This window comes from Pseudomonadota bacterium (genome assembly GCA_026390555.1).
Taxonomy (GTDB): domain Bacteria; phylum Bdellovibrionota_C; class UBA2361; order UBA2361; family OMII01; genus OMII01.
Genome location: JAPLFS010000032.1, coordinates 38,153 through 65,140, shown reverse-complemented (window position 1 = coordinate 65,140; position 26,988 = coordinate 38,153). Strand labels below are relative to the sequence as shown.

Sequence of the window (26,988 nt, the reverse complement as noted above, 5' to 3'; positions counted from 1 at the left end):
AACTCTTAACTCTTAACTCTTAACACAGTTGCAACACTAAAGGTTTAAAAAACGGGAACTATTCACCTTAGTTTACTCTGCAAACTCGCTCCTTGATAGGGGCTACCGCACAGGAATATGATCCGGTGAATAGTTGTTCTTGCTGTATGAAAATAAGTGCAGTACACCATCTATATGGTTTGGCCACTTAAAAAACGCACCCTTACTGCAGCACACGAAGTTAGCCCATCTGTAGAGACTATCTCGTCGCTGGGCACAACTCTCTCAACCGGACTACCTGAAAACCTGGACGCTCTCAGCGCCAGTTCGGCTAGGAGCTCGCGGAGCGTAGCTACCGCTTCAATCCCCGGTGCTTATGTTGTTCCAAGTGGTTATCGGATTAAGGGTGCTATATTTACTACAAGGCCGGTGGTGGTTCACGGCGAACTCTCAGGGCCAGAGGTGCGCACGTCCCAACTCTTCGTGACCCCTGGAGGACAGCTTAGCGCGCCAGCCACGGTAGATCGTGCAGTTATTGGCGGACTCGTTGCGGCACCACTGGTCGCGCGTGATGTGGTGGAGGTGCTTGCTGGGGGCCTCATTAGCGCTAGGCTTGAATCCCGTAGCCTAAAGGTGCTGCCAGGTGGAGTTATCTCCGGAGTAGAGCTCTCAGTTGGGGCGTGAGGCAGCGAGTACTCGTGAGGCAGCAAATACTATAGACTGCCCAATGCTATAGCCTGGGTTACAGAGAATAGTTCACGGAAAATGGATCGCAGCCAGTAGTTTAACCGAAGGGCCAAACTAGCTCGCCCAGACTAGCTAGCCTGTGGTCCACCACTAGTAGCAGCAGTGTAAAGGGTCTTTATGCGTGTCGCCTTGCCCCGTAGAGGTCTGATGTAGAAGAGTCGAGCCCTACGAACTCGCGCACGAGTAACTACCTCGATCTTTTCGATGCGTGGGCTGTGCAATGGAAATGTTCTCTCTACCCCGATGTTGTATGAAATCTTGCGTACTGTGAACGATGCATCTGGATGCTCGCCTTTAGAACGCTTTAAAACCACACCCTCGAACACCTGGATACGCTCCTTAGTGCCCTCGACGATCTTGGCATGAACTCTAACGGAGTCCCCGCTCTTGAATTTCGGAAGGTCCGACTTGATGTATGAGCTGCTGATCGATCTGATCGCACCATCAAGGGTTATCTTAGTATTCTTCTTGGTAGAAGTAGCAGTAGTAGTAGCGGTCTCTTCGCCGGCGGACATGTAGGTATCTCCGAATTTACAAACAGTAATGGCAGCTTAGGCGCCTGCCAAAAATTGCAGCTTAATCAAATAACAGACGGTGGTTGTAACATATTAAAAATCGTAGTTCAATCAATCGGGCTCTGGTAAGCTACACGACAGAGTCCCCACAGGCTATCCCGAGCAATAAGCATAACTAGCTGAAATTCCTAGAGGAGTTCTTTTGAAGGTACTAAGTCAGATAATTCGCAAAGTTAAGCGTAGAAAAAGTTCTCGACCAACTTGGTCAAAAGAGCAGGAGATTCGTTATCGCGATCTCCTCTCGCAGCTTGAAGGTTTAGGGTACGTTGTGCGCCGTGAAGAGCTTAAACGGGGGCATTGCTGGAAGGTTATCAGTGGGTCGTGTCGCTCGCTCTCTCAGAGGATGGTCTTTATTGATAGTCGTCTGAGCCCAGACGATCAGATCTCATTCCTTCTCTCTAAAGTTCAGGAGGCGGCGCCAGGGCCAGGGCCGGATCAGGGCCAAGGGCCAGAGAGCTTCCCACAGTTAGCAGCTCTGCAGGCAGTAGTGCCGCAGGCAGCGTAAAGTTATAAACTTAGCCTAACGCCCTGAATTAAGACCTCCCACCAAAATATTACCCGAGTGATATAGTAGGAGCATTTTTCCGCCATAAACATTGCTATGGTACACTAGGCGCTGCCATTATCACGCCTTGGCTTATAGTAGGGTTTGTGTCCCATGGATGGCCGCAAAACAACTCGCCCCGCCAGTTTCTAGGGAGTTCTAATGATCTTTGATTACCTGTTCGGTCTGTTCTCTAACGATCTAGCGATCGATCTCGGAACTGCCAACACTCTCATCTACCAGAAGGGGCGCGGTGTTGTATGTAATGAGCCATCGGTGGTTGCGGTACGCAATGATGGGAGCAAGGGAAAGAGAAGGGTTGTTGCTGTTGGTAGTGAGGCCAAGCTGATGCTCGGGCGCACGCCGGGCTCAATCACCGCTATTCGTCCGATGAAGGATGGTGTCATAGCAGACTTTGAGATGGCTGAAGAGATGCTGCGCCATTTGATTCGCAAGGTCCATAATCGCCGCACATTGGTACGGCCGAGGATTATTATCTGCGTTCCGCACGGGATTACAGAGGTTGAGAAACGCGCGGTTCGTGAATCCGCAGAATCGGCAGGAGCGCGTGAGGTCTATCTGATCGAGGAGCCGATGGCAGCAGCTATAGGGGCTGGGCTACCTATCACCGAGGCGTGTGGTAGCATGATCCTAGACATCGGTGGTGGAACAACTGAGATCGCTATTATATCGCTCAAAGGAATAGTGTACTCCCGTTCGGTACGGGTTGGAGGGGACAAGATGGACGAAGCGATAGCAAACTTCGTGCGTCGTCGTCACAACGTTCTGATCGGAGATCGTACCGCAGAGCAGATTAAGATTGCGATTGGTAACGCCTTCCCATCAAATGAGGAGCTACATGTGGAGGTTAAGGGTAGGGATCTTCTACAAGGTATTCCCAAGGCCGTGATGGTCTCCGAGTCCGAGGTCAGAGAGGCGCTGATTGAACCGATCAACCAGATCGTTGAGGTGGTAAAGATCGCACTGGAGAAGTGCCCGCCAGAGTTGTCCTCAGATATAATAGATCGTGGTATTGCTATGGCTGGTGGGGGAGCCTTATTGAGAAATCTCGATAAGCTAATTACGCAACAAACAGGGATACTGACCACCGTCGTTCAGGATCCACTTTCTGCTGTTGTAATCGGATCGGGAGCTGTGTTGGATCAATTTGATGTGCTTAAGGATGTTGTGATCCAGTAGTGATGATGGACTTGGGGCTATTTTGCGAATTTATGTAATTATTTACCCAAGATGATGAGCGTCCCCAATCGGGGGACAACAATAAAGGGTGAGAGAGAGTACAAAGACCCTCTCCTATAAGCATTAACGAGTAGAGCAGTAAAACATGGTAAATAGTTACTTCTCAGGCATATCAGAACGGTTTTCGGTCTTAGGGCGAGTGACGCTCTCATCGTTTTGCTTGTTGTGTGCCGCATTTTTTCTCACAGCCTACAGTTCAAGACACCCTGAGGTTGCACGCTCTGGAGGGGTACTGGTTTCGGAGGTTGTGGCCCCAATTCACTCTGCTATCGTGATTGCGCGTAGTGGCGGCCAAAACCTCTGGTTTCGCTATCTTTACCTGGTAGGTGCTGCAACAGAGAACGGCTCCTTGCGTGAGCAGTTGCAGCGCACAGAGGGCGCTCTTGCAGCTATCAGTGAGGTACGCCAGGAAAACAATAGACTGAGAGCGATACTTCAATTTTCATCCAATACGTCATTAGAAGGTGTCGTTGCCGCAGTTATTGGGGAAGAGCCTAGCGGATGGGTGCGAGGCATACTCATTAATAGAGGAACCTCGAGTGGAGTTATGGTTGGGATGGCGGCAGTGCACGCACGTGGTGTGGTTGGACAGGTGATAGCAGCGGGGCCAAATTCAGCACGCATTCTTCTGATAGACGACCACTCAAGTGGAGTTGATGCCATAGTTCAGGAGAGCCGCGTGCGCGCGATAGTTGCCGGAACAGGACCCTCTAGCTGTGAACTTAAGTACATAACCAATGAATCTGCGATACGGCCAGGCGAGATCGTTGTTACCTCTGGAATGGATCGTATTTATCCTAAGGGGTTAATTCTAGGCACGGTTATCTCGGCGCACCAAAATAACGCGCTGCTATTTCAGACCGTCCAACTAAAACCAGCCGTAGACTTTGCCAAGCTTGAAGAGGTGCTGATCATAGCTAGCGAGCAGGTGACAGAAACTCAGAGCCCACTGCCCCTTCCTAAGCTGGCCTCCTCTGGTAAGGCCAGTCCTATTAGGAGAAGATCGTGAAGATAGGAATATTGATACTGATCGGTCTGTGCGCGCTTATGGCGCAGGGCGTATTGGTGCAGCTTGGACTGCCTGCATATGCAACGCCACAATTGTTATTGCTCGTAGTTGTTTACCTCTCATTCTCTGATATTAGCGTACAGGGGAGCCTGGCGGCTTTTCTTTTGGGGGTTATGCTGGATCTCTCTACCGCGATACTTGTAGGGCCGTGGGCCGGAGCTTTTATTGTTGTTTATGGCGGTCTGGTGCTGCTCTCTCAGCGGCTCTTCATCGAATCTGGAATTGTCGCATGTTTCGTCTCGTTTTTCGCGACGATCGTATCAGGAGCCTTCTATACGCTGCTTAGTCAGCAGGGAGATATTCTTGTATGGAGCCATGCGGCACAACTTTTCGGGCAGGCGTGTGCTACGGCAATTGTCGCACCCTTTGTTATTTCATCCCTTTCTCATCGTTTCAAACGGCGCAGCGCATCCCTACCAGGGCGTATGTCACAGCCCACTGCTATTTGAAGAACGTGAAATGGTAAAACATGGTGAATAGTTACGAGCGTTCAACACCAAATAATACCTTCAGAATCTGGGTAGCGTTTGGTTTTGTGCTGCTATGCATCTCTATCCTTATATTAAGATTGTGGTATCTGCAGATCGTTAGAGGCGAGTTCTTTAGGGATAGATCTGAGAATAATCGCCTGCGTATGATCTACATCCCACCGACACGGGGCATAATCTACGATCGGAATGGTGAGGTGCTAGTGCGTAATCGCCCCTCCTTTAACGTCGATCTGGTGATAGAAGATAGCCCTAACCCGCAGCAGACAGTGGCGGATCTGGCGCTGATTGTGGGAGAGGATCCTGGACCTCTGCAGGAACGTGTCTTAAAGGATGGTAAGCGCAGACGTTTTGAGCCGAAGTTACTAATGCGCGATGTTTCACGCGACCTGGTCGCAAAGATCTCAGCACAGCGCTACCGCTTGCCTGGTATCGCCATCAATGTTGTATCAACCCGTGAGTATTTATATGGGGAGATGTCGGCGCATGTTCTTGGATATATCCGTGAGGTCTCAAGTGAGCAGTTAAAGAGCCCGGCCTACAGTAACTACCTGATGGGAGATCTAGTTGGACAGTACGGAGTAGAAGCGAACCTTGAACGATACCTCCGCGGAGAGCGAGGCTCACAAGCTGTGATCGTCAATGCTCTTGGTAATAGGATTGGCGAGGCATATCTGAACGCGGAGAAGCCTGGTAGCAACGTTATGCTAACGATCGATCGCAAGATTCAAGCAGTGGCGGATCAGGCGCTAACGGGGCTAAAAGGGGGTGTTGTTGTTATGGATGTGCGCAGTGGTGATATCCTAGCACTTGCATCTGCCCCGCGTTATCATCCCGCCATCTTTACAACTGAGATTTCAAAAGAGGCCTGGAGTGATCTGATAGATCCAAAAGCCAACAGACTTTCAAATCGAATATTGCAAGGGGCTTTTCCTCCAGGATCGGTATTCAAGATATTCGTAGCAGCAGCGGCGCTTTCTGAGGGGGTGATAACACCGAGTGAAAAGATAAGATGCCCCGGCTATCTGAAATTTGGCAAGCGAGCTTTTCGCTGCCACAAACATTCTGGGCATGGTTCGGTAAATCTCTTTGAAGCGATCGTTCAATCGTGTGACGTTTACTTCTATACCGTTGGGCAACGTTTAGGTGTTGATCGTATCTATCGTTATGCTCACGATATGTTCGGCTTCGGAGAGCCTACTGGTATCACGCAGGGTGAGGAAAGTTCAGGGATCGTTCCATCAACTGCTTGGAAGGCGAGTTATTTTAAAAATCCCGCTGATAAGAGGTGGTTTCCAGGAGAGACCTTACCAGTTGCTATAGGGCAGGGTGCCGTATCGACAACCCCGATCCAGATAGCACGCGCCTTAGCAGCGGTTGTAAACGGGGGTAAGATTATCCGACCACGCCTTGTAAAGAAGATCGTTGCTGGAGATGGTCGTATGCTCGAGGAGGCCTCGGCTGAACCGGAGGTTGTGAGAACGGTAGATCTGGAGCCCTCCATATTAGAGCAGCTAAAGGCAGCGATGGTAGGTGTGGTCGAGGATCGGCGCGGCACTGGCCATAAGGCCGCATTGCCTAAGGAGTTTCACATCATGATAGGAGGGAAGACCGGCACGGCGCAGGTAGCTTCGCGCGAATCGGGCATTAAAGATGAGGACCATGCGTGGTTTGCTGCATATGCGCCAGCTGATAAGCCCCAGATTGTTGTGGCGGTAATCCTAGAGAATGGTGGGCATGGGGGGGCTGCAGCGGCTCCGGTTGCTAGAAAGATATTTGCCGCGTATTTTGGCGTTCCAGAAGAGATTCCTGCTGTACCGAAGATTAGGAAGCAGCTTGCACGCCCAGCTCCTTCCCCGGCAGCTATAAATTAAGGGGTATTTAGGAATAGTGCGATGATTGCATTTGATCGAAGACTACTCTCTCATTTTGACTGGACCCTTTTTTATCTCGTGCTCCTGATATCGCTGTGTGGTCTCGTTGTGCTCTATAGCGCTGGGTATCATCCCGACTCAGAGGTAAATCTCTTTGGAGTAGCTTCATTTGAGTTTGCTAGCGCTGCCTGTCTTAAACAGGCGGTTTATATCATCGTTGGACTCGTCCTAATGGCGATCGGCATGAGTATACCGACACAGTTATTTTATCATTATGCGTTTATACTGTATGCGCTATCTATGCTGCTTCTTTTTGGGGTGGCGGGATTTGGGGTTGTTGTTAACGGCTCTAGGCGCTGGCTCGATCTTGGGGTGGCTAATCTGCAGCCTGCTGAGTTTATGAAGCTTGGTTTAATCCTTACCATGGCGCGCAGGCTGTCACAGAGCCCTCCACGCGATGGTAAGGCGTATCGGCTTGTTGAGCTGATAGTGCCGACGATTGTTATAGCTTTGCCGATGGGGCTTATTATGCAGCAGCCGGATCTCGGCACCGCGCTCTCGCTCGGTACGGTTGGTATCGCGCAGATCCTTTTTATGGGGGTGAGGCCGAAAGCGTTGCTAACGATAGTGGTGACGTTACTTGTTTTGGCTTATCCGGCCTGGCACACGCTGCACGAATATCAGCAGCGGCGTATCATCGTATTAGTAAATCCAGAGAGCGACCCACAGGGCAGCGGGTACCATATCACACAGTCAAAGATAGCGGTTGGTTCCGGAGAGCTATTCGGCAAGGGGTATGGACAGGGCACGCAGACGCAACTTGAATTTTTGCCGGAGCATACGACCGACTTTGTATTTTCTGTGTTGGCCGAGGAGTGGGGCTTTGTAGGGTCGGTATCGGTTATAGCACTTTTCTTAGCGCTTGTGTCGGTTATGCTAAGGATCGCTAGTCGTAGTCGTGATCTTTTCTCATGTTTAGTTGTTTTTGGTATCACGGCGCAGTTTTTTGCCAATATCCTTATTAATATAGGGATGGTAGTTGGACTAATGCCGGTTGTTGGAATCCCTCTGCCCCTTATAAGTTATGGGGGGTCGGCGTTGCTCTCACTGATGTTCGGGCTCGGAATAGTGCAGGGGGTTAGTATGCGTCGCTCGATGTTTCGAAGTGGTTGATTGAAGGGTTATCGTTCTATGAAGATACTAGCGTACCTGCTTACCTATTCAGCTATCGTCATGGCCGCGCATGTTACAGCAGCCTATGCGCAGGGGGCAGCGACCGATCTGATCAAGCCTACCAGTATTAATCAGATCGACCGATTTATGGACGCTATTCGCTCTAGCGTGCCATTGATTGTGCCTCAAGAGAATCAGAGTCAACAGGTAAAGGGGGACATATCTGGCCTCTGGGCGGGTAGTATAACCAAGGTCACGAGCGATTTTGGTCCCATTACTCTTAAATTTCGTCCCAAAACTGCGGCGCTCTTAGAGCGAGGAGCTACTGGGGACAGCTCAGGAGAATCGCTCTTAGAGAATTTCCAGGTCGTAATATCGCAACGCGGCGCAAGGGTAGTGGTTCAGCATAGCGAGGTTGAAAATAAGCACGATCTGGACGGGGTGCACGCCTACATAGACAAACTTCAAGATCCAACCAGAACCTCCTTTGTTCGTGGTCGTAAACAGTCCGGCATGTATATCTCAATACCAATTGCACAGGATCATGTAAGCGGATGGGGTGTATATATCTGTCCACGCGAATTCTCATATGGAGTTGGAGTGCATGGGCGAGTTATTGACCTAAAGCCATCTTCCTATGAGCTCTCTGAGGCATCCTTTGAGGCTGAAGCAAAAGCTGATGGGGCGCTTGCTACGGCGGGGCAAAAGGGCCGGGTGATAGTCAACATGGAGATCTCAGCCGGCCTGCCGACGAGCGATATAGTTCGCGATGATGCGATATCAACTTTACCGCGCGCAACGGTCATATACATTCCGAAAACTAAGTTCGAGCCGTTTCGTTTTGCACCCTTTAATGATGTGCAGCAGGGCGTTGTCAGCCTGGTTGAGATGCACACTAAGGCTGGCTACATTAGAAGGCAGTATTTCAGCCATCTGCGCTATCTTCATAAGAGCGAGGAACCCTCGCCGGTAAACCTGGTAATCAATAGGCTAAGGGTCGAGAGGGACACAGGGGAGTGCTATATCCTACTAGAACAGCGCTATAGTTGGACAACCTACGATAAGCAGGCACCACCCTTTCAATAGTTACATAGGCCACTTTAACTTCACGACCGTCTGAGGTAGCTTATAAGCACGACCCTACAGACACAGTTTCGAGTTCAAGGAGGCAGCATGGCCGTTATCATCGATGATGTATCCCATACCTTTCACGAATACCTGCTCCTGCCGGGCTTGACCGACCAGCAGCATGTGCCTGGGAACGTCTCTCTTAAGACCCCCATTCAGCGCTTCCGACCTAGCGAGGGTTTAAAGGCAACGCTTAACACTCCGTTTGTGTCTGCCGCGATGCAGGCTGTATCCGGCCCTGAGTTAGCGATCGCCCTGGCAAGAAAGGGGGGCTCTGCCTTTATCTACTGCTCACAATCGATCGAGTCGCAGGCTGCCATGGTAAAGCAGGTCAAGGAGCACAAGGCGGGCTTCGTTGAATCTGATTCAAACCTAGCGCCAACGGCGACTTTGCAGGATGCGATGAACCTGCGTCGCAAGACCGGACATTCGACCATCGCCATTACGGAGCGGGGCGAACGGAACTCAAAGTTGCTCGGTATTCTTACGAGTAAGGACTTCTGGGAGTATAAGGATGATCTCTCGCTCCCTATACAGGGATTCTTTACCCAGCGAGATAAGCTTGTGATGGCCGAAGAAGGGGTAAGCCTAGAGCAGGCAACAAACCTACTCTGGAAGAATAAGAAGGAGTGCCTGCCGATAGTTGATAAGAACGGCAACCTAAAGGCGCTAGTATTTAGAAAGGACTACTACGATCACCAAACATACCCTGATGAGCTAACCGATAATCGCAAGCGGCTCTTCGTTGGCGCAGCGCTCAATACCTATGATTATATGGAGCGTGCTGCAGCGCTGCTTGAGGCTGGGGTCGATTGTTTATGCCTCGACTCATCTGATGGATATAGTAAGTGGCAGGCCGATGCTGCAAAGCAGCTACGCAAAAAGTATGGTAGCAACATAATCCTGGGTGGTGGAAATATCGTCTCGGCGGACGCCTTTAGATACATGGCAACGGAGGCTGAGGTCGATTTCGTAAAGGTCGGAATCGGTGGAGGCTCGATCTGTATTACGCGTGAGCAGAAGGGCATCGGGCGTGGCCAGGCGAGCGCTGTGATGGATGTTGCTCGTGAGCGTGACAAGTTTCTTAAAGAGAACGGGACCTACATACCGATCTGTTCCGATGGTGGGCTCAACTCAGATACGCAGGTGATTATAGCGCTTGCGATGGGTGCAGACTTCGTAATGATGGGCAAGTATTTTGCGATGACGGAAGAGAGTCCGACCGCAAAGATCGGCCACAAGGGCCGACTCTACAAGCCTTATTGGGGAGAGGGATCGAATCGTGCTCGTAACTGGCAGCGCTACAAACAGAGCGAGGCGGAGCAGCTAATCTTTGAAGAGGGGGTGGATGCCTACGTTCCCTACAGCGGCACACTCTCTGATAAGATGGAGGTATCGCTTGTTAAATTAAAATCTACTATGTGTAACGTAGGCGTTCTATCGCTCAAAGAGATGCATGAGAAGGCGCAGCTTACCAAGGTATCCGAGATGACCGTCGTTGAGGGAGGAACCTCAACGGTCGAGAGGCTGGATCGTATGCAGACGAATGCAGACTAAATTATTCGCCAGAAAATTGGTGATTTCTCAAGCAGGAGTACCGTAGCTGTGTGGTTTACGCGCGAACAATTTGAGATCTGTAACGAGATTAAACGGTGGGGATTACAGCCGCGCTGTGAGACAGGTGATGTCGTTGTGCGAGGCTTCGCCGATCTAGGCTACGAGGAGTTTCAGGTGTTACCCGGCCCGAAGCTGCTATCACTTACGGCTGGCACAACCAGTGCGCTGCCTGCTGAGTATGCTTTGCATCTCTTTTGGATCCCATCGGTGGATGAAAGCATAGCTCTTATGGAGCAGCTTGGAGCTGCTTGCATAACCTGTGAGCGTAAAGATGGGCGCGAATGGCTTGTACAGGCGCAGTATAACGGAGAGATCGAGACGCAGCGCGCTCGAATGTTGCATGAAGCGCTGCTGAAGGTGCTGCTCTCCATATATAAGAGGCGCTACAATGAGTAAAGTTATACTTGCTTCAGCGTCACCCCGTCGACTGGAGTTGCTACAACAGGCGGGCGTAAGCTTTACCGTTGTTGTATCGGGGTGCGATGAGACTCCGGTTGCGGGTGAGTCGGCTCAAGAGATGGTAGAGCGGCTAGCGCTGGTCAAGGCGCAGGCTGTGGCGCTACTTCATCCAAATTCATTCGTGATCGGAGCTGATACTACCGTATGCATCGATGGGCGTGCTATTGGAAAGCCTGAGTCAGAAGCTGAGGCGCACCAAATGTTGAGTGACATTCAGGGGCGGACCCATGAAGTTTGGGGTGGGGTATCAATTGTACACCGTGCGCGTGGGCTCACCGTTACATGGTCACATGTTACTGCGGTTACGATGGCGAGCATGACCAGAGAGAAGATCGCTTGGTACACCGCTTCGGGAGAGCCGATGGATAAGGCGGGTGCGTACGCCATTCAGGGGTTGGGACTGCAGTTTGTCGAGAATGTTTCAGGATCGTACTCTAACGTTGTTGGGCTTAATATCAGCGCCCTGATGAGAAAGCTGCAGGAGCTAGGCGCTATTTAATAGATCAGTACAGTATGCCAGCTATCAACACACAACTGGCAGAGATACTGCTAAAGATAGGTGCGGCTGCCCAGAAAAGCGGCAGGACCGCTCATGATATAAGGCTCGTTGCTGTTAGCAAGACGCAGTCTATCGAGGCCATGCATGAGTATATCAGTGCGGCGCAGACTCTTGGCGTTTCTATAGTCTTTGGAGAGAGCTACGTTCAGGAGCTTAAAAGGAAGCGTGCAGCGCTTGCAGCTCAATATCAGCTCCATCTGATAGGACACTTACAGAGCAATAAGGTAGAGGAGGGTGTAAAGTTGGCGGATGCTATTCACTCCGTGCACTCCCTCAAGCTACTTGAAGGTATAGCGGCGGCAGCTAGGCGCTTCGGGAAAATTCAACCGATCTTTTTGCAGATTAATATCGCGCATGATCTAAGCCGAAGGGGCTTTGTGCCAGGTGAGATTGAAGAGATAGTTAGCCATGCCGCTAGCATGACCGATGCCGTGCGTCTTGATGGGCTTATGACGATTACGCCGATTTACGAGGAGCCTGAAGGGGTGCGCAAAGATTATAGACAGATGAATGAATTGCGAGAGGTTCTACGCGCAAAGGGATTAGATAATACGTTCTATAATGGCCGTATCCTGCTTAGCATGGGCATGTCTGCTGACTATGAGATCGCGGTAGAGGAGGGGTCCGATATAGTTCGAGTTGGAGCGGCGCTTTTTGGCGAGCGTGAGCACCCCTTAATATAGTGCTTAGTTTCTGCTGAATGGTTACGTTTACGCAAAATGGCATATACAACCATGCTTGTTAGCCAGGCTTGTAGTGGGCAGATGCCAATATGTAGATATTCTAGGCTAGAAATTAAGCCAGATGTTGCAATCCCTACCGTGAGACCAGAGAGCAGCGCAATTAGGGCCGGCCAGTGAAAAGCTAAGCGAAAAGCTGGTAGATCTGAAAAGTCAGGCACGTCAGAAAAATCCATAGATCTTGGGAATACCTTAGATCTTAAGAACCATTCGGTAAGCATTATTACGGTGGGTGTTGGCATAACGACACAGTTTAGAGCTGCAATCACTTCGAGCGCCTTGATCGAATCCGTCGTAGATAGGAACGCTGCCGTAATAGCGCCACATAGCGCTAGAAGAGATACCGCTAAGCGAGGCTTAATCGACCAGAGGCTTTTAATAGCGGCGGACGTTCCAAATAGGTTGGAGTCATTGGAGGCAAAATAGGCGGCAAACAGTACTATTAGGCCAACAATTGCCAATCCACCAAAGGAGTAACTATTCATAAAGCTAGTCGCTGCAGCGGAGTCGGTTATTCCGCTTGAGTGTGCGACAAGCCAGCCAGCAACTGGAAAAACTACTAGTCCGATTAGGAGCGCCGCTGCTAGCGGTAGCGCGGCCCTTAATGAGCCGACCTTGGAAAATCTCCAGTAGTCCATCTCGTTGCCCCACACAGCAAAGCCGATAATAAATGAAGATGTGGTAGTGAGCGCGTACATAATCGATCGGGGATGAGGTATCGATTGAGGATCTGGCGCCAGAGTTGATAAAGCAGCAGGTGCGACCGCGGCCTTGAAAAATGTATAACCTACCCAGGCAATTAAAGCTGGAGCGGCGAAAAAACGGGCGAAATTAGCTACGCCGGAGAAGCCAAATAAATTATTAAAAGCCATTAAAAAGGCGCAGCCGACTGACATCCATAAGATAGAGATATCTAAGTGAAGAAAGCTCTCGACCGCTTCGGCCATAAGGACCGCGGTCATGCCATAGGACACTATAAATATCCAAAGTAGGTTGGCTGTGATTAAAAGGGTGCCCCAACGACCAAAAACAACCCTACTGAGGGCGCAAAAGCCTAGCCCGGTCCTGGCCCCCAGCTGACTAGCTGGTACGGCGTAGGCTAGTAGGATTAGGCAGCTCATAATTGAGCAGATAACGACCTGGCTAAGGCTAATGCCCTGTCTGTGCCACTCAAATCCGATCAGTACGGCTGGAAAAGATGTGACCATCGTCAGCCAAACTAGCCCCATAGTTAGAGACGAGCGCCTTGCAGTCGTAGGTATCGGGATTAAATCGAGGTTCTTCATATAATAAAAGGATATAATGGGTTAATTTAGTCGTCTAGTATGCGAGAAAGAGGCCGCCACACTCACCAGATCTCAGAGAGCCGTGCTACGTGCTACACCTGCCTACGGCCTGAGGCGCAGTGTGTCTGCGGCTATCTCCCATCATTTGCGGCGCATACCAACATCCTTCTTCTTCAACATCCAAATGAGTGGCGCAAGTACTATTCAACTGCAAAGCTTGTGCGACAGGCGATCACCAATATAGCGTTGCTACGGGGGGTTATCTTCCCGGTTGAAACTCTCAGCAAGGCGCTAGGTGAGTATAGCCCTTATCTGCTTTATCCAGGTGATGATTCACACGATTGTGAAGAGCTTGAGCTCTCAGATCAGCACCTAGTTATCGTTATCGATGGAACTTGGGATGAAGCACAGAAGATAGTGTATCGGAATCCTCTCCTGCACGACATTCCGCGGGTCTCGTTCCGTCGTTCCCTAACCTCTACCTATCGAATTAGGAGACAGCCCAAAGCGGGATACCTCAGTACTATTGAGTCAATTGCGCACCTCTTAACGCTTAATGCCGTTAGATCGGGCAGCGCGCACATGATTCCAACGTACCAGGGGCTCTTTCAACTTTTTAACGAGATGATATCGCGACAGCTCGCTTATATGGGGACCGAAGCTAAGTCGCGAGTATAGCCGCTTTGGGCACTATTCACCGCTAAAATGAGCATTCCCGATCAGGATGCGTCAGATAGAGTATGTAAGGTGCTTGGTAACTAGTCAGCATATTCCAGAAATATTCGCATACGATAATGATACTCAATAGCCCCTAAGGGGCCGATTTGCGGAGCAAATCGGGGGTGAAAACATTAACTGGTCACAAAATCTGCCGTCCCCGATCAGGGGACGACCAATCGAATTACCTATGAAACTTCGCCGTAATCTCAATAGCTTGAATCGCGACATTAAACTACGGTGACCAGTTACGGTGCTTGAAAAACAGCGCCAGGAGTGATTATCCTAGGAGGAGTTTGCTAGGAGGGCGACAAGTGCCTTAGTTTATGGGTACTATAGTAAGAATAGTCTGTTTTGTGAGCGTTATATGCCTATTTACGAATATGATTGCCCTACCTGTGGGCGGTTTGAGGTCATTCAGAAGTTTAGCGATAAGGCGCTAGAAGCTTGCCCTCATTGCAAAGAGAAGGGCAAGAAGAGTTCCGTTACCAAGGCGCTCTCTGCCTCCGCATTTCATCTTAAGGGGAGTGGTTGGTATAAGACCGACTATGCTTCTGGGTCTGCCTCTGGGTCTGCCTCTGGGTCTGCATCTGGATCATCAAATAATTCCGCCAAAAAGACGAACACCGAGTCAAGCGCAGAGTCTTCAAGCTCACCACCTGCAAGTGCAACGCCAAGCGATTCATCAAGTGAGTCCTCGAGTAAAAAGACCCCTGAGACTAAGAAGGGGTGCGGAACTGGATGCGGCTGTCATTAGGATAAAACACTACCCAGCCGCAATCCTTTTAAGGATCGGTGCTAGCGAGCTGCGTGTCATCAGCCGCTTTTCACAGAACGCTTCAATCGCATCAAGCAGCTGTGCAAGCGCCCTAGTGCCTGGAGCAGCTGAGCCTAGGTTAGTAATGCCACCCTGTTGCGTTAACGATACGAGCGCAAGGTATACGGCACGTAACGCTCCCTTAAGCTCCGTAGCCTCATCAACGGCGTTGAGCGCTAGATCTAAAACCTCAAATGTTTGCGTAGAATCCTCGGCGCTATCCTCCTGAAGGATTAGGTCAAACGCCTCACAGAGCAGCGAGGCCAGGATTAATTTATCCAGATCACCGCGTAACTTTTGCAGGGAGTGGGAGGGCGTGAACTCCTTAATCCCCAGGGCCCCATTGCGCTCTCGAACAATTCGCACCGTGCCGCGGTCAAAGAGGTCAAGGGAGCTCGGAAAACGCTTGCGGCTCCCACGTGCATGGCGGGCGATGGCCGAGATCTTTCCGAGGGAAGGGGTGAGCATATGGGCGATTATGTCGCTATCCCTATAGGGCCTGACCCTCAGCACCAGGGCAGGAACCGCTAGATCTTGCCCTATTCTTAGCTTTTCTGTTGGGGGTAGGTGTTGAAAATCCATAGATAAGTGTTTATAGCATACATTGAGTTAAGGATTAGGCGTGGAGATAGCTTTTTAAGCCAATGCGCTGATTCGTCCCCTAAAGATATAGAAAGAATAAGTAGTATTTCAGATGACACAAGAGCACGACAACGCAGAGGCCCCGGAAGATCAGGGTGCAAGCGAAGAAGTTGAGGTTAATCAAGAGTTTACGGGCCCGAGTGAGGTTGAAAAATTAACACTTGAGCTAGCTAATTCCCGTGACCGCTACCTGCGCCTAATGGCTGATTTCGATAATTTTAAGAAGCGCGCCTTGAAGGAGCAGTCTGAGCTGCTTAAATATCAGGGGGAGCGTCTCGTGGTAGACCTGCTTGAGGTGCTCGATACCCTTGAGTTGGCTTTAGCCCACAGCTCGGCAGAGTATGAGCAGCTAAAGACCGGACTTGAGATGACCCAGAAGCTTTTCGTTGAGTGCCTTGGTAAGTGGGATATTCGTGGGGAGCTCGGATTAGGGAAGAGCTTCGACCCACAGAAACATGCGGCGATTAGTCGAGTTCCGTCCCTGGATGCTACGCCCGGCGAGATCGTTGCTGAATTGAGGAAGGCTTATTTCTACAAGGATAAGTTAATCCGAGTAGGTGAGGTGGTTGTGGCGGTTAGCCCAGATGAGGCGAGCGCTTAGTTTATAGATTTTACGTTGAGGAGTAAGAAAATGGGAAAAGTAATTGGAATTGATCTTGGAACAACAAATTCGTGCGTTGCTGTTATGGAGGGCGGAAGCCCGGTAGTTATCTCAAATAGCGAGGGGGGCAGAACTACCCCATCGGTTGTTGGAGTTAATGATGCCGGTGAGCGACTAGTCGGTCAGATTGCAAAACGCCAGGCTGTAACGAATCCAAAGAACACCATCTTTGCGGTAAAGCGACTAGTTGGTCGTAAGTACCAAACCCCCGAGATCGAGAAGGCCAAGAATATGCTGCCCTACGAGATCGTTGGAGCAGATAACGGTGATGCCTGGGTTAAGCTGAAGGGTGAGGCCAAGAGCCCGCAAGAGGTTTCGGCTATGGTGCTTACCAAGATGAAGCAAACTGCAGAGGACTACCTCGGCGAAAAGGTAACGGACGCTGTTATTACGGTGCCGGCGTACTTCGATGACGCACAACGCCAGGCTACTAAGGACGCAGGACTGATCGCAGGACTTAACGTTCTTCGTATTATCAATGAGCCTACAGCAGCAGCGCTTGCGTACGGACTCGATAAGAAGCACGAGAAGGTTATCGCTGTATTCGATCTTGGGGGAGGAACGTTCGATGTTTCGATCCTTGAGCTTGGTGATGGCGTGTTCGAAGTTAAATCTACGAACGGCGACACCTTTCTCGGTGGAGAGGACTTCGATCTGATCCTGGTCGGATACCTAGCAGATGAGTTTAAGAGGGAGCAGGGCATCGATCTCCGTAAGGACACGATGGCGTTGCAGCGCTTAAAGGAGGCTGCTGAGAAGGCCAAGCACGAGCTCTCTTCATCAATGGAGACAGATATTAACCTACCGTTTATCACGGCGGATGCTTCTGGGCCGAAGCACATGAATATTAAGATCTCGCGTGCCAAGTTTGAGCAGCTCTGCGCAGATCTACTCAAGAGACTTGAGGGTCCGTGCCGTACAGCCTTGCGTGATGCAGGGCTCAAGGCAAGCGAGATCGGCGAGGTTATTCTGGTCGGTGGTATGACCCGCATGCCGGCAGTTCAGGCACGCGTTAAGGAGATCTTCGGTAAGGAGGCTTCCAAGAGCGTTAATCCTGATGAGGCTGTTGCTATCGGAGCCGCGGTACAGGCTGGAGTTCTGCAGGGTGATGTTAAGGATGTGCTTCTTTTAGATGTGACACCGCTTAGTCTTGGTATCGAGACCTACGGTGGAGTGTTCACTAAGCTAATCGACAAAAACACAACGATCCCAACAAGAAAGTCGCAGAGCTTCTCTACCGCGTCTGATAATCAACCTGCGGTATCAATACACGTTCTACAGGGAGAGCGTGAGATGTCGGGCGATAACAAGACGCTTGGGCGCTTTGAGCTAGTTGGAATACCAGCAGCGCCTCGCGGTATCCCACAGATTGAAGTGACCTTCGATATCGATGCAAACGGTATCGTCTCGGTGCATGCCAAGGATCTAGGTACGCAAAAGGAGCAGTCGATTAAGATCACCGCAAGTTCAGGTCTCTCAAAGGAGGAGATCGAGCGTATGGTTAACGATGCTAAGATTCACGCCGAGGATGATCATAAGCGTCGCGAGTTAGTTGAGGAGCGCAACAAACTAGATAGCCTTGTTTACTCGACAGAGAAGACTATGAGTGAGCTGGCCGATAAGGTTTCATCAGAGACTAAGGGCAGCGTAACGACGGCGCTTGAGGACGCTAAGAAGGCGCTTGAGCAGAACGAGAATGATGCCATGAAGTCTGCTTTCAGCACCCTTGAGAAGGCTAGCCATAAGCTCGCCGAGGAGGCCTACAAGCAGGCGGCAGCTTCACAGGAGGGCAAAGCCGAGAGTAACGGAGCAGCAGCTGAGTCGACCGATAAGGACGATGTAGTTGATGCCGATTACGAAGAGGTTCGCGATAGTAAATAAGCGAGCGTCTAGGCTGTTTTGAGTCAAGACGGGGTTTTCTCGCAAGGGGGGCCCCGTCTTTTATCGCTCATAACCCTGCCAGTGGAGACATGCAGGTCTATTAGTTGTAGGGTATTCTTGTGGCAAAACGTGATTTTTACGAAGTCTTAGAGATCTCCAAGAGCGCCTCAGTTGATGAGGTTAAGAAAGCTTACCGCAAGAAAGCCATTCAGTTTCATCCCGACAAAAACCCCAACAATAAAGAGGCAGAGGATCGCTTTAAGGAGGCCACCGAGGCTTACTCCGTCCTGAGTGATGCCGAGGACAAAGTTCGCTACGATCGGTTCGGCCATGCGGCCTTTACTAATGGTGCTGGATCTGGCGGCGCTCAGGGGGGTGACTTCTCAGGATTTGAAGATATTTTTGGTGATATATTTGGATCTTTCTTTGGTGGTCAGGCAGGTAGAGATAATAGGGGTGGCCGTGGCAAAACCGGCACCGATCTGCGCTATGATATAGAGATTACCTTTGAAGAGGCCGCCTTTGGTTGTGAAAAAGAGGCTACTCTCGGTCGGCGTGCCAAGTGTGAAAGCTGCTCAGGTAGCGGAGCATCAAAGGGCAGCTCGCGCGAATGTTGTAAGCAGTGTGAAGGTGTCGGGCAGGTTCGAATTCAACAGGGATTCTTTACCCTGGCGCGCACCTGTCATATTTGTGCTGGGGTTGGTGAGGTAGTCAAAAATCCCTGCCAGAGCTGCTCTGGAACAGGACTCAAGGTGAAGGAGTCAAAGCTAAAAATTAAGGTACCCGCCGGAGTTGATAATGGCCAAAGGCTTAAGATGCGCGGTGAGGGCGAGGCTGGAGCGGGTGGCGGAACAAACGGTGACCTGTATGTGCAAATTCAGGTTGCGCAGCATACGATCTTCCAACGTCAGGAGAGCGAGGTTATCTGTGAGGTTCCTATTAGCTATGCCGCAGCAGCGCTTGGAACCGAGATCGACGTGCCATCACTCGAGGGCAAGTTAAAACTCAAGATCCCTGCTGGAACTCAGTCAGGGAAGGTCTTTCGCCTTAAAAATAAGGGTATTCCGATCCTTGGTAGCAGCCCACAGCGTAGGGGTGATCAACATGTTAGGATCCTTATCCATGTCCCTAAGAAGCTCTCTGATGATGAGCGAGAGCTTTTAGAGAAGCTGGCAATAATTCAGGGAACGGCGGTTGATGAGGCCGGCAGCAAGGGCTTTTTTGATAAGATGAAGGATATCTTCTCGTAAACTATTCATCTCAGTATCAACTCAGCTTTGTTTTTCTCAGTTGGCTCCTCCACACTACATGACTATAGTAGACTTCTAAGAGAGGTAGGCTAGCAGCTTGCCTATAAGGATGTTAACGCCAGCATTGATCTTAAGTTACATATGATACTTCGACTCATTCTGCTCGCCGCGCTTTGCAGCGCCACCTCCGCCTGTTTCTCCTCCAGTGAAAAGCCAAAGCCTGCGCGTGTAACAGATATGACCTATCGTGAGGAGGCTTCGCCCAGCGAAGCACAGCCGCTACCGTGGGAGATCTGGCGGCCATTTATGGATCTCGAAGGGCACAAGCTAAGCAACAGCTCCCTAATCTATGGTGACGAGCTTCGTCAAAGCGGCAGGAATAAATCGGCCTTAGATACCTACATTAAGGCATCCAAGGAGTCCTTGCTTCCGCTCGAGGCCGAGGCCGCAGCGCTACGATTAAGTGGCCAGTACCTCGTTCTCGATCAGGCCGACAAAGCGCTTAGCTCAGTCGGTGCATACTTTCGTAGGCGCGGTCTTAACGAGGCAAACGTTGGGCTTGAGTTCGGACTTATACTTGCTTTCTCATTTGGACGTAGCGGTGATATCAACCAGTCGCTGGCATGGTTTGCACGGGCCAATACACAGGCGCAGAGGATACCAGGGGGGGTGCACGCCGCTACGGTTGGCGCTCTACTACTGCTGCGCTCGTTGCCGGCAGATAAATTTGAGAGTGTGGCCAACAAATGGCGTGCAGATCAGTTTGTAAATCAGTTGCTAGGTCGTGAACGCGCGCGCCGTGCAGCGCTTGGCTATGATCAGGATGACATTAGATCTGAGCAACCGTTTTGGCTTGGCGCAGCGGAGATTAATGAGCCGGGGCAGCAGGGCGCAATTAGCGCTGTTGTCGACGGGGAAACAAAGCTTGGTGTTATCCTGAGCCTCTCCGATCGATTCGGCGCGCTTGGCCGCGATACCCGCCAGGGGATCGATCTCGCGCTAGAGGCCAATGTTGATGCCCCAAAGATTAAAATAGAGGCGCGTGATGTTGGCGTAGATACCGCGGCCGCATCGGCAGCCGTCAGGGAGTTGGTATCTGGTTCAAACGTCGCCATGATTATCGGGCCACTTCTGACCGAGGCCTCGGTTGCAGCGGCAGGAACTGCACGCGAGCTAGGTGTGCCGATCCTCTCATTCTCAAAGAGCGAGTCCTTCAATACAGGGCAGGGGGTGTTTAGGCTCGGCCTAACAACCACAAGCCAGATTGAGGCCCTAGTGAATGCAGCCTACGGCGATTACAAGCTGACCCGCTTTGCTATCGTCTATCCGCAGACCGCAGCAGGAAGCGAATATCTTGAGGCGTTTCGTGCAAAGCTAGCAGAGCTAAACTTACCAATGATACTTGAGATCTCCTATTCATCAAGCGATGAGAGCTCGATGCTTGAAGCGGTCCAGAGACTTGAGAGCTCTACGGCAGAGGCCGTGCTTATTCCCGATACGATAGAGGTAAGCACTAAGCTGCTTTCCAACATAGCTCCAGCCGTAAAGAGACGGATGAGACCACTTGGAACGGCTCTCTGGGATAATCCAAGTAAGATTGCACACTCCCAGGCGGTTTTTGATCGAGCGATCTTCGTTACTCCGTTCTTTGCCAATAGCGCACGACCCGTTGTGCAGCAGTTCGTTGAATCGTATCGCGGCAGGTTTAAAACAGCGCCCAATTTTCTGGCGGCACAGGGCTTCGATGCCGCAACGCTTGTAATCAATGCCATTAAGCGCAGTAAGCAGGAGCGCATCCCGCTCGCACAGGCGCTGACACAACTACCACCCTACGATGGTGTAACGGGCGCGGTATCAATAGACACGCAGGGTGAGGTGCGACGAGCGCTATATGTCGTTGAGGTAACGCCAACTATGTTTCAGGAGAAGATGCCTTTGAAGGCAACTGAGGGGTATAGCGAGGTCATTACGGCACCCAATATGGCTGCGGACGAGACAGCTCCGCTAGAGGGCGATCAGAAGGTATTAAGCGGGTATTAGATCTGTAGCAACCTCCTTTACGGCCTTATCGTGCTCAAGGGTAACGGTGCAACGAGTAACACATGGTTGATTTTCACCCTGAGACATACACATCTTCTAAGACATCCGTTTATCAAGTTATCAAGTATCGAATACTCGGTTGCTGTAAATAAGATGAATTTCAGAATAGAATTTTCTAAATTCTTTTAGTATTGATAATATATTTTATCATAACTAATTAGGGGCCAATCATGTCTGTGTCGATAAGATAAGATTATCGGAAGATAGGCTCTTCTTTAGCTCATTTAGGTAGCTAATCAATAAATCTTCGGAACCAGCGATCTGTCTTTTTAAAAAGTTGCTCCGACTTTCCTTCCTCTGTAAAGGAATGGCTAGCATTCGGAATAGCCACCAATTCCTTTTTTGTCTGAAGGTTCTTAAAATATCTTTTACTGCTTTCTATTAGCACAGCATTCTTGCCAGCTGCATAGCAAATCTGTGTTGGTATCTTGATTTTTGAAATCAGCTCAAGTTCATTAGGGAAATTAACCATGCCTTGTCGGAATTTATCAGACATCAACAACTCATACGCCCCAGGCAAGTATATAGCTCCAGAAGAACGAACCGTTTTAAATCTCTTTTTTGGAGGATGTGAAATAAAAGAAGAAATATCCCATAAGCTAATCGCTTTGAATGCAGCTGTATTTGATTGAAGTAGAGTTAAACCGCCAAAAGAGTGTCCTACAGCCAATATTTTGGAAAAACCTTTTTTTTGTAATACTGCCGCTACGGTATCCACGTCAAGAGAATGCTGGAGTAGATCTGAGGTCATCAGGCTCCGAGCACCAGGCCGCCAATCATACAAATTGATCCGGCAGTAGGCATATCCTAACTTTCGAAAGTACCAACTACCTAGCAACATCGTTGGCCATAGCTCAGTTGAAGCTAATCCATGGACAAACAACACAAGCGTTTTTGATTTTCTCTCGGGATACCCAATTGTAGTGTAAATCTTCTTTTTATCTGGAGAAGTTATAATCAGAGTCTCTTCGATCTTTTTCATAGAGTGACTCATGCTACTGCAAATAAGATTACGTGTAACTAGAATTAAGATCACTTCCAATTGACGAAGATATTCTTGAATGGTGAGCTGAATCGTTACTTCCGATAATGGATCATTATCGGATGTTAGGGCGCTGACTGCCCGATATTAAACTATTTTAACTGACTGGCCTATTGCATTAATTAAGCACGATCCACTGACGCTAGGGCAACCTTCGCCCCACGGGTTAAGTAGGTTTAATCGGCGATTGACCCAGTACCCTGTTCAAGTAGCGTGACAAGTTCTGTATAGACGTAGATTCGTTCTTTACCTCTACCGCTTATGTCTTTCACAATCCCAAGCTTCTGAAGGTTTTGAAGCGCATGCCTCGCGGTAGGCACACTTAGATCGAGCATCTTGGAAGCCTCGATGGCTGAAATCATCGCTCGTTTCCGCAATATCTCATGCACCTCAGTCGCACTTATAGCGGCACGTTTGAGAGCGGCGATTTTGATCCTATCCGATGCGAAGAGTTGAGAAATCTTCTGGCTGGTCATCACGACCTGGTCCGCGGTCTCTGCAACTCCGTGCAGAAAGAAATCAAGCCACCCCTCCCAGTCTCCTTTTTGGCGTACAGCATTCAAGCGGTCGTAGTATTCCGTGCGGTTGTTCTTGAAAAACAGGCTTAGGTAAAGCCAGGGTTTCTTCATATCCCCCATTACGATGAGGAAAAATGTAATGAGAAGGCGCCCGATGCGGCCGTTTCCATCGAGAAACGGGTGGATCGTTTCAAACTGAGCATGAATGAGCCCTGCATCAATCAGGGATGAATACGGTCTTTCTTCGCGATGCAGATATCTCTCGAAAGCATCCAGGCATTCAGCTAGACGATCAGGAGGAGGTGGAACAAACCGGGCATTACCAGGACGCGAGCCACCGATCCAGTTTTGCGAGGTGCGGAATTCGCCGGGCTGCTTATGACTCCCTCGTCCCTTGGTGAGCAGAATTTTGTGCATCTCCCGAATCAGGCGCAAGCTGAGTGGGAACCCGCTCTGGATACGTCGCAATCCATGCTCGAACGCCGCGACGTAAGAGGAGACCTCCTCCACGTCATCAACAGGGACTGAAAGCCCTTCAGTGCTCTCGTAAAGAAGTAGGTCAGACAACGACGATTGCGTACCTTCAATCTGCGACGATAGGACCGCTTCCTTGCGAATGTAGTAATAGAGGAACAAGCTGCTGTCGGGCAAAATGTCTGCCAGACCGTCGAGCCTGCCGGCTGCCTTAGAGGCTTTCGCAAGTAGACCAGCCAGGGAACTCAGATCGATAGGAGGCTCGGGGGGTAGCGGCGGTGGTACAAATGCGCGGTAACATTTGCTCGCAACGCTGGATGTAACGTAGGTGCCCAACCGCTTGTTTTTAGGCATAAATCTTCTTTGCTTTTCAACTAAAGAAAGAATAGCCTACTATACTTTCTTTTTCAAGCGGCAAAAGATAGTCTTGTGGGGCGTGTCGTTATCGCAACAGGCCGAGGTGTTTAGATAATAACATCAAGCTACTACGCAAGTCTCGCCCGACTAGTTGTCAGTTTTGCCATGCTTGCGGTACTCGGTTACCTTTAGAATCATTGGTACGGGGTTAATGATCTCTATTCAAAAAAGCTCCAAAAAGCTGGCATATTCTTCCGCATTGGAATAACTGCCCAGAAAACCTTTTGTTGAAAATACTATGAGAAAGTTAGTAGGACTTCTTTTCGCTACACTAGCGGTATATGTAATTCCTTTTACGAAGACCTTCGCACAAAACACCGACGTCCAAAGTTGGACACAGGTAATCACGCAGGTCAATCTCAATAAGGAGTGGTTCGCGTATATGGAGGCGCAACCCCGCGTTGGTGACGACATCTCCCGATTAGAACGACTTCTGATTCGACCCGCGATTGGGTACAACATAAACCCAAACATCGCCCTCTTCCTAGGATACGCATGGACACCAACGTTCATGAACAGCCACTACCAGGAGGATTTCCGTAACGAGAGCCGAATCTGGCAACAGGTGCTCATCAAGGATTCCCGATGGGGGCTCGATTGGCAGCATCGCTTGCGCCAAGAGCAACGATTTATTCAGGACGCTGCAGGGCCTTCGAATCGAACCAGATACCTCCTGCGCGGAAGCTATGCGCTCTCTGATTCGGGCCACTATGGTCTTACCGGTTACAACGAGATCTTTGTGAACCTCAATTCCCAATTTAAAGGACCGCAAGGAGGGTTTGATCGAGATCGATTCTTCTTCGGCCCTTATGTGAAGTACGGCCCAGGTCGATACGAGATCGGATACCTTGGCGAACGTTCGCAGAGGTTTGATGAAGACGGCGGGCGTTATATCAATGCGATGATGATGATGGCGTTTCTTAATTTCTAGGAGAACACTACCTACACTTTTTTTAAAGAGAGTTTATTGATATTTAGTCAGGTAGTTTTTTGTAACTAGCTGATCTCTTTACAACTGCCAATTGCAAAGATCGGAATTACCTTAACTAGTGAATTGCCGCTGGGGGCGCGATATTGAGAGAAATTTTCTAATGAGCAGCGAATAGCGAGCTCTCCCTGTTTCTCATCTAAAAAACGGTAGAGACTCTGCATTTTGCCCTTGGTGCCAGCTTTGACCTCAATCGGGACTAAACGCTCTTTATATTGAATAATATAATCAACCTCTGCGTTTGTACCGCGCACATCCCTGCTCCAATAATACAGTGCCGCTCTTTGTCGAGGCGAAGCATGAGAAATTAATTCGCAGCCGCAAGCAACTTCAGCCAATGCACCAAGGTGAACAAAAGATTGTGGTTCAGCAATAATTATCTGAGAAGGATTTAAGTTCAGCAATTTATTATAGATACCTAGATCAAATGGAATCACCTTAAAGCTCTTTCGATCGACCTGCGCCCCAAGAGGAACTCCATTAGCGGCTGTTTTATAAACTCTATAAACTAGCCCAGCCAACTCTAGCAGCTGCAACGCTTGATCGTAGCCACTGATATTACTGCCAGGATTGACATGCGAGTAAACAAACTTTCCTCCGGCTTGGCGAGCACTTGAGGTTAATACGTCTTTTAATTTTTGACTGCTAATTCTAGTCTTATATTTTGCAAAATCATCTTCGTATCCAAGCAAGAGATCTTCAATCAAACTTAGGCAAATAGAAGTATCTTTGGTGTCTATAAATGCCTTTACAATCTGGGGCAATCCGCCAATGATCGAATATATTTTAAATAAATCCACAGCCTTTCCATAAATCGGCAAATCAAGTGCTGACTCTGTCGTAGCGCCATCGATTGCTTGTGCTAATAGCTGATTATCTGTTGCATTTAAGAATTCCTTAAATGAGAGTGGATACATGAAAATTGACTCTATTCTGCCAACTCCATGCGATGGGATCTCTTGAAGTGCGAATTCTAGTAACGATCCTGCTGCCACAACGTGAAGCTCTGGCATCTGCTCATAGAAGAATCTGAGTGCTGTTAATGCTTCTGGGCAGGCTTGAATCTCATCAAAGAAGAGCAGCGTCTGTCCTGGGATAATTGTCTTTCCATAATAGATCTGTAGTTTTTCTAGTAGCGACCGTGGTGATAAGTTTCCCGACTGAAAGAAGCGACCAACTTCTGCTGACTCTAAAAAGTTTACTTCAAGATATGAATTATACGTTTCCCCAAACTCTCTAACGCTATATGTTTTCCCAACTTGGCGTGCACCTCGCACGAGGAGAACCTTGCGCTGTGGAGAGGATTTCCAGGCTTCTAACTGTCTATTTATTAGTCGTTGCATTGACGTGCTATCATGTTGTATTTATTGGTAATTTATTTCAGATCGTAAAAAACATACTCTATTATGTGTAGTATATAGAAAAATGTCGAGGCTAATTGATATCAATAGTCAAAAATAATTGGGGCTAAGAAAGCTGCGGATCATTGGTACGATCATTGGTTACGATCATTGGTACGGGGTTACTTCAATGCCATTAAGCGCAGTAAGCAGGAGCGCATCCCGCTCGCACAGGCGCTGACACAACTACCACCCTACGATGGTGTAACGGGCGCGGTATCAATAGACACGCAGGGTGAGGTGCGGCGAGCGCTATATGTCGTTGAGGTTACGCCAACTATGTTTCAGGAGAAGATGCCGATGCAGGCAACCGAGGGGTATAACGAGGTCATTACGGCGCCCAGTATGGCTGAGGACGAGACAGCTCCGCTGGAGGGCGATCAGAAGGTATTAAGCAGGTATTAAATCAGTAGCAACCTGCTAATTTAGTTCAAGAAACAGCACAGATCTGAAGATTTGCTGTTTTGTTGGGGCAACTACGAGTTTATAGTCAAAGGATAGGGGGAGTTATCTAGTGTGCTCCACTAGCGCTAAGGATGAACCTACCTATGGGGCGCTGTAATCTAATCTTAGCAATAAGAGC

At 49.6% G+C, this 26,988-nt stretch carries 26 protein-coding genes; 20 read left to right on the top strand and 6 right to left on the bottom strand.

The genetic code is table 11. The annotated features are described in order from the left end of the window. Window positions 1-174: 174 nt before the first annotated feature. A complete protein-coding gene (locus NTV65_04000; protein ID MCX6114368.1) occupies window positions 175-663 on the top strand; it encodes a polymer-forming cytoskeletal protein in 489 nt (162 codons plus the stop codon). Between the two features lie 131 nt (window positions 664-794). On the opposite strand, the gene rplS is transcribed toward NTV65_04000, so the two are convergent. Beyond that, window positions 795-1,241 carry a 50S ribosomal protein L19 gene (rplS, locus tag NTV65_03995; GenBank protein ID MCX6114367.1) on the bottom strand — a complete coding sequence of 149 codons (447 nt, stop codon included), beginning with the start codon at window positions 1,239-1,241 and terminating at the stop codon, window positions 795-797. Between the two features lie 202 nt (window positions 1,242-1,443). On the opposite strand from rplS, the gene NTV65_03990 reads away from it, so the two are divergent. The 11 genes from NTV65_03990 (at window position 1,444) to NTV65_03940 (ending at window position 12,155) form a co-directional block, all read left to right on the top strand. Continuing rightward, entirely contained in the window at window positions 1,444-1,806 is a 363-nt protein-coding gene (locus NTV65_03990) for a hypothetical protein (GenBank protein ID MCX6114366.1), read from the top strand. A gap of 201 nt (window positions 1,807-2,007) precedes the next feature. Next, complete coding sequence (locus tag NTV65_03985) at window positions 2,008-3,045, top strand: rod shape-determining protein (GenBank protein MCX6114365.1); 1,038 nt, start codon at window positions 2,008-2,010, stop codon at window positions 3,043-3,045. A 145-nt stretch (window positions 3,046-3,190) separates the two neighbouring features. Next, window positions 3,191-4,114, top strand: a complete 924-nt coding sequence (gene mreC / locus NTV65_03980) for a rod shape-determining protein MreC (GenBank protein ID MCX6114364.1) — start codon at window positions 3,191-3,193, stop codon at window positions 4,112-4,114. Next, on the top strand, window positions 4,111-4,623 hold the full coding sequence (gene mreD / locus NTV65_03975) for a rod shape-determining protein MreD (protein MCX6114363.1): 513 nt from the start codon (window positions 4,111-4,113) through the stop codon (window positions 4,621-4,623). The genes mreC and mreD overlap by 4 nt, the downstream gene beginning before the upstream one ends. 20 nt (window positions 4,624-4,643) lie before the next feature. Beyond that, a complete protein-coding gene (gene mrdA, locus NTV65_03970) occupies window positions 4,644-6,536 on the top strand; it encodes a penicillin-binding protein 2 (protein MCX6114362.1) in 1,893 nt (630 codons plus the stop codon). A gap of 21 nt (window positions 6,537-6,557) precedes the next feature. Continuing rightward, window positions 6,558-7,709 carry a rod shape-determining protein RodA gene (rodA, locus tag NTV65_03965; protein ID MCX6114361.1) on the top strand — a complete coding sequence of 384 codons (1,152 nt, stop codon included), beginning with the start codon at window positions 6,558-6,560 and terminating at the stop codon, window positions 7,707-7,709. Between the two features lie 18 nt (window positions 7,710-7,727). Beyond that, on the top strand, window positions 7,728-8,795 hold the full coding sequence (locus NTV65_03960; protein ID MCX6114360.1) for a hypothetical protein: 1,068 nt from the start codon (window positions 7,728-7,730) through the stop codon (window positions 8,793-8,795). Window positions 8,796-8,882: 87 nt separating this feature from the next. Next, window positions 8,883-10,394, top strand: coding sequence for an IMP dehydrogenase (locus NTV65_03955; protein MCX6114359.1), 1,512 nt, complete (start codon window positions 8,883-8,885; stop codon window positions 10,392-10,394). A gap of 48 nt (window positions 10,395-10,442) precedes the next feature. Then, window positions 10,443-10,850 carry a hypothetical protein gene (locus tag NTV65_03950; GenBank protein MCX6114358.1) on the top strand — a complete coding sequence of 136 codons (408 nt, stop codon included), beginning with the start codon at window positions 10,443-10,445 and terminating at the stop codon, window positions 10,848-10,850. Next, window positions 10,843-11,412: a Maf family protein gene (locus tag NTV65_03945; GenBank protein MCX6114357.1), complete on the top strand. Its 570-nt coding sequence runs from the start codon at window positions 10,843-10,845 to the stop codon at window positions 11,410-11,412. Before NTV65_03950 ends, NTV65_03945 begins: the two co-directional genes overlap by 8 nt. A 14-nt stretch (window positions 11,413-11,426) precedes the next feature. Continuing rightward, window positions 11,427-12,155, top strand: a complete 729-nt coding sequence (locus NTV65_03940; GenBank protein MCX6114356.1) for a YggS family pyridoxal phosphate-dependent enzyme — start codon at window positions 11,427-11,429, stop codon at window positions 12,153-12,155. Here NTV65_03940 and NTV65_03935 read toward each other — a convergent pair. After that, window positions 12,071-13,498 (bottom strand): cytosine permease, encoded by a 1,428-nt coding sequence (locus NTV65_03935; protein ID MCX6114355.1) that lies wholly within the window; start codon window positions 13,496-13,498, stop codon window positions 12,071-12,073. The two genes, NTV65_03940 and NTV65_03935, sit on opposite strands and share 85 nt — an antisense overlap. Before the next feature lie 39 nt (window positions 13,499-13,537). On the opposite strand from NTV65_03935, the gene NTV65_03930 reads away from it, so the two are divergent. Both NTV65_03930 and NTV65_03925 read left to right on the top strand, forming a co-directional pair. Further along, complete coding sequence (locus tag NTV65_03930) at window positions 13,538-14,176, top strand: DTW domain-containing protein (protein ID MCX6114354.1); 639 nt, start codon at window positions 13,538-13,540, stop codon at window positions 14,174-14,176. A gap of 406 nt (window positions 14,177-14,582) precedes the next feature. Then, window positions 14,583-14,972: a zinc ribbon domain-containing protein gene (locus NTV65_03925; GenBank protein ID MCX6114353.1), complete on the top strand. Its 390-nt coding sequence runs from the start codon at window positions 14,583-14,585 to the stop codon at window positions 14,970-14,972. A gap of 9 nt (window positions 14,973-14,981) precedes the next feature. Here NTV65_03925 and recO read toward each other — a convergent pair whose 3' ends face one another. Then, window positions 14,982-15,614: a DNA repair protein RecO gene (gene recO, locus NTV65_03920; protein MCX6114352.1), complete on the bottom strand. Its 633-nt coding sequence runs from the start codon at window positions 15,612-15,614 to the stop codon at window positions 14,982-14,984. A gap of 112 nt (window positions 15,615-15,726) precedes the next feature. On the opposite strand from recO, the gene NTV65_03915 reads away from it, so the two are divergent. The 4 genes from NTV65_03915 (at window position 15,727) to NTV65_03900 (ending at window position 21,506) form a co-directional block, all read left to right on the top strand. Further along, the gene (locus NTV65_03915) at window positions 15,727-16,275 is read left to right on the top strand and encodes a nucleotide exchange factor GrpE (GenBank protein ID MCX6114351.1); all 549 of its coding nucleotides are present in this window, start codon (window positions 15,727-15,729) and stop codon (window positions 16,273-16,275) included. A gap of 30 nt (window positions 16,276-16,305) precedes the next feature. Further along, on the top strand, window positions 16,306-18,216 hold the full coding sequence (gene dnaK / locus NTV65_03910; protein MCX6114350.1) for a molecular chaperone DnaK: 1,911 nt from the start codon (window positions 16,306-16,308) through the stop codon (window positions 18,214-18,216). Between the two features lie 113 nt (window positions 18,217-18,329). Beyond that, complete coding sequence (dnaJ, locus tag NTV65_03905; GenBank protein ID MCX6114349.1) at window positions 18,330-19,466, top strand: molecular chaperone DnaJ; 1,137 nt, start codon at window positions 18,330-18,332, stop codon at window positions 19,464-19,466. 141 nt (window positions 19,467-19,607) lie between these two features. Then, window positions 19,608-21,506, top strand: coding sequence for a penicillin-binding protein activator (locus NTV65_03900; protein MCX6114348.1), 1,899 nt, complete (start codon window positions 19,608-19,610; stop codon window positions 21,504-21,506). Between the two features lie 292 nt (window positions 21,507-21,798). Here the strand turns inward: NTV65_03900 and NTV65_03895 are convergent, their stop codons facing one another. Both NTV65_03895 and NTV65_03890 read right to left on the bottom strand, forming a co-directional pair. Next, window positions 21,799-22,548: an alpha/beta hydrolase gene (locus NTV65_03895; GenBank protein MCX6114347.1), complete on the bottom strand. Its 750-nt coding sequence runs from the start codon at window positions 22,546-22,548 to the stop codon at window positions 21,799-21,801. Between the two features lie 236 nt (window positions 22,549-22,784). Further along, complete coding sequence (locus NTV65_03890) at window positions 22,785-23,954, bottom strand: Fic family protein (protein ID MCX6114346.1); 1,170 nt, start codon at window positions 23,952-23,954, stop codon at window positions 22,785-22,787. A gap of 301 nt (window positions 23,955-24,255) precedes the next feature. Here NTV65_03890 and NTV65_03885 point away from each other — a divergent pair, with 301 nt between their 5' ends. Beyond that, on the top strand, window positions 24,256-24,948 hold the full coding sequence (locus tag NTV65_03885) for a DUF2490 domain-containing protein (GenBank protein MCX6114345.1): 693 nt from the start codon (window positions 24,256-24,258) through the stop codon (window positions 24,946-24,948). 65 nt (window positions 24,949-25,013) lie between these two features. Here the strand turns inward: NTV65_03885 and NTV65_03880 are convergent, their stop codons facing one another. After that, window positions 25,014-26,348 carry an AAA family ATPase gene (locus NTV65_03880; protein ID MCX6114344.1) on the bottom strand — a complete coding sequence of 445 codons (1,335 nt, stop codon included), beginning with the start codon at window positions 26,346-26,348 and terminating at the stop codon, window positions 25,014-25,016. Window positions 26,349-26,516: 168 nt separating this feature from the next. Between NTV65_03880 and NTV65_03875 the strand changes: the two genes are divergently transcribed. Beyond that, complete coding sequence (locus tag NTV65_03875; protein MCX6114343.1) at window positions 26,517-26,810, top strand: hypothetical protein; 294 nt, start codon at window positions 26,517-26,519, stop codon at window positions 26,808-26,810. The last annotated feature ends 178 nt before the right edge of the window (window positions 26,811-26,988 follow it).

What these genes read in the sequence shown, in the direction of transcription:
- NTV65_04000 (MCX6114368.1), top strand. Translation starts at nt 175, where the DNA reads ATGGTTTGGCCACTTAAAAAACGCACCCTTACTGCAGCACACGAAGTT.
- rplS (MCX6114367.1), bottom strand. Translation starts at nt 1,241, where the DNA reads ATGTCCGCCGGCGAAGAGACCGCTACTACTACTGCTACTTCTACCAAG.
- NTV65_03985 (MCX6114365.1), top strand. Translation starts at nt 2,008, where the DNA reads ATGATCTTTGATTACCTGTTCGGTCTGTTCTCTAACGATCTAGCGATC.
- mreC (MCX6114364.1), top strand. Translation starts at nt 3,191, where the DNA reads ATGGTAAATAGTTACTTCTCAGGCATATCAGAACGGTTTTCGGTCTTA.
- mrdA (MCX6114362.1), top strand. Translation starts at nt 4,644, where the DNA reads ATGGTGAATAGTTACGAGCGTTCAACACCAAATAATACCTTCAGAATC.
- rodA (MCX6114361.1), top strand. Translation starts at nt 6,558, where the DNA reads ATGATTGCATTTGATCGAAGACTACTCTCTCATTTTGACTGGACCCTT.
- NTV65_03960 (MCX6114360.1), top strand. Translation starts at nt 7,728, where the DNA reads ATGAAGATACTAGCGTACCTGCTTACCTATTCAGCTATCGTCATGGCC.
- NTV65_03955 (MCX6114359.1), top strand. Translation starts at nt 8,883, where the DNA reads ATGGCCGTTATCATCGATGATGTATCCCATACCTTTCACGAATACCTG.
- NTV65_03945 (MCX6114357.1), top strand. Translation starts at nt 10,843, where the DNA reads ATGAGTAAAGTTATACTTGCTTCAGCGTCACCCCGTCGACTGGAGTTG.
- NTV65_03940 (MCX6114356.1), top strand. Translation starts at nt 11,427, where the DNA reads ATGCCAGCTATCAACACACAACTGGCAGAGATACTGCTAAAGATAGGT.
- NTV65_03935 (MCX6114355.1), bottom strand. Translation starts at nt 13,498, where the DNA reads ATGAAGAACCTCGATTTAATCCCGATACCTACGACTGCAAGGCGCTCG.
- NTV65_03930 (MCX6114354.1), top strand. Translation starts at nt 13,538, where the DNA reads ATGCGAGAAAGAGGCCGCCACACTCACCAGATCTCAGAGAGCCGTGCT.
- NTV65_03925 (MCX6114353.1), top strand. Translation starts at nt 14,583, where the DNA reads ATGCCTATTTACGAATATGATTGCCCTACCTGTGGGCGGTTTGAGGTC.
- recO (MCX6114352.1), bottom strand. Translation starts at nt 15,614, where the DNA reads ATGGATTTTCAACACCTACCCCCAACAGAAAAGCTAAGAATAGGGCAA.
- NTV65_03915 (MCX6114351.1), top strand. Translation starts at nt 15,727, where the DNA reads ATGACACAAGAGCACGACAACGCAGAGGCCCCGGAAGATCAGGGTGCA.
- dnaK (MCX6114350.1), top strand. Translation starts at nt 16,306, where the DNA reads ATGGGAAAAGTAATTGGAATTGATCTTGGAACAACAAATTCGTGCGTT.
- NTV65_03900 (MCX6114348.1), top strand. Translation starts at nt 19,608, where the DNA reads ATGATACTTCGACTCATTCTGCTCGCCGCGCTTTGCAGCGCCACCTCC.
- NTV65_03895 (MCX6114347.1), bottom strand. Translation starts at nt 22,548, where the DNA reads ATGAAAAAGATCGAAGAGACTCTGATTATAACTTCTCCAGATAAAAAG.
- NTV65_03890 (MCX6114346.1), bottom strand. Translation starts at nt 23,954, where the DNA reads ATGCCTAAAAACAAGCGGTTGGGCACCTACGTTACATCCAGCGTTGCG.
- NTV65_03885 (MCX6114345.1), top strand. Translation starts at nt 24,256, where the DNA reads ATGAGAAAGTTAGTAGGACTTCTTTTCGCTACACTAGCGGTATATGTA.
- NTV65_03880 (MCX6114344.1), bottom strand. Translation starts at nt 26,348, where the DNA reads ATGCAACGACTAATAAATAGACAGTTAGAAGCCTGGAAATCCTCTCCA.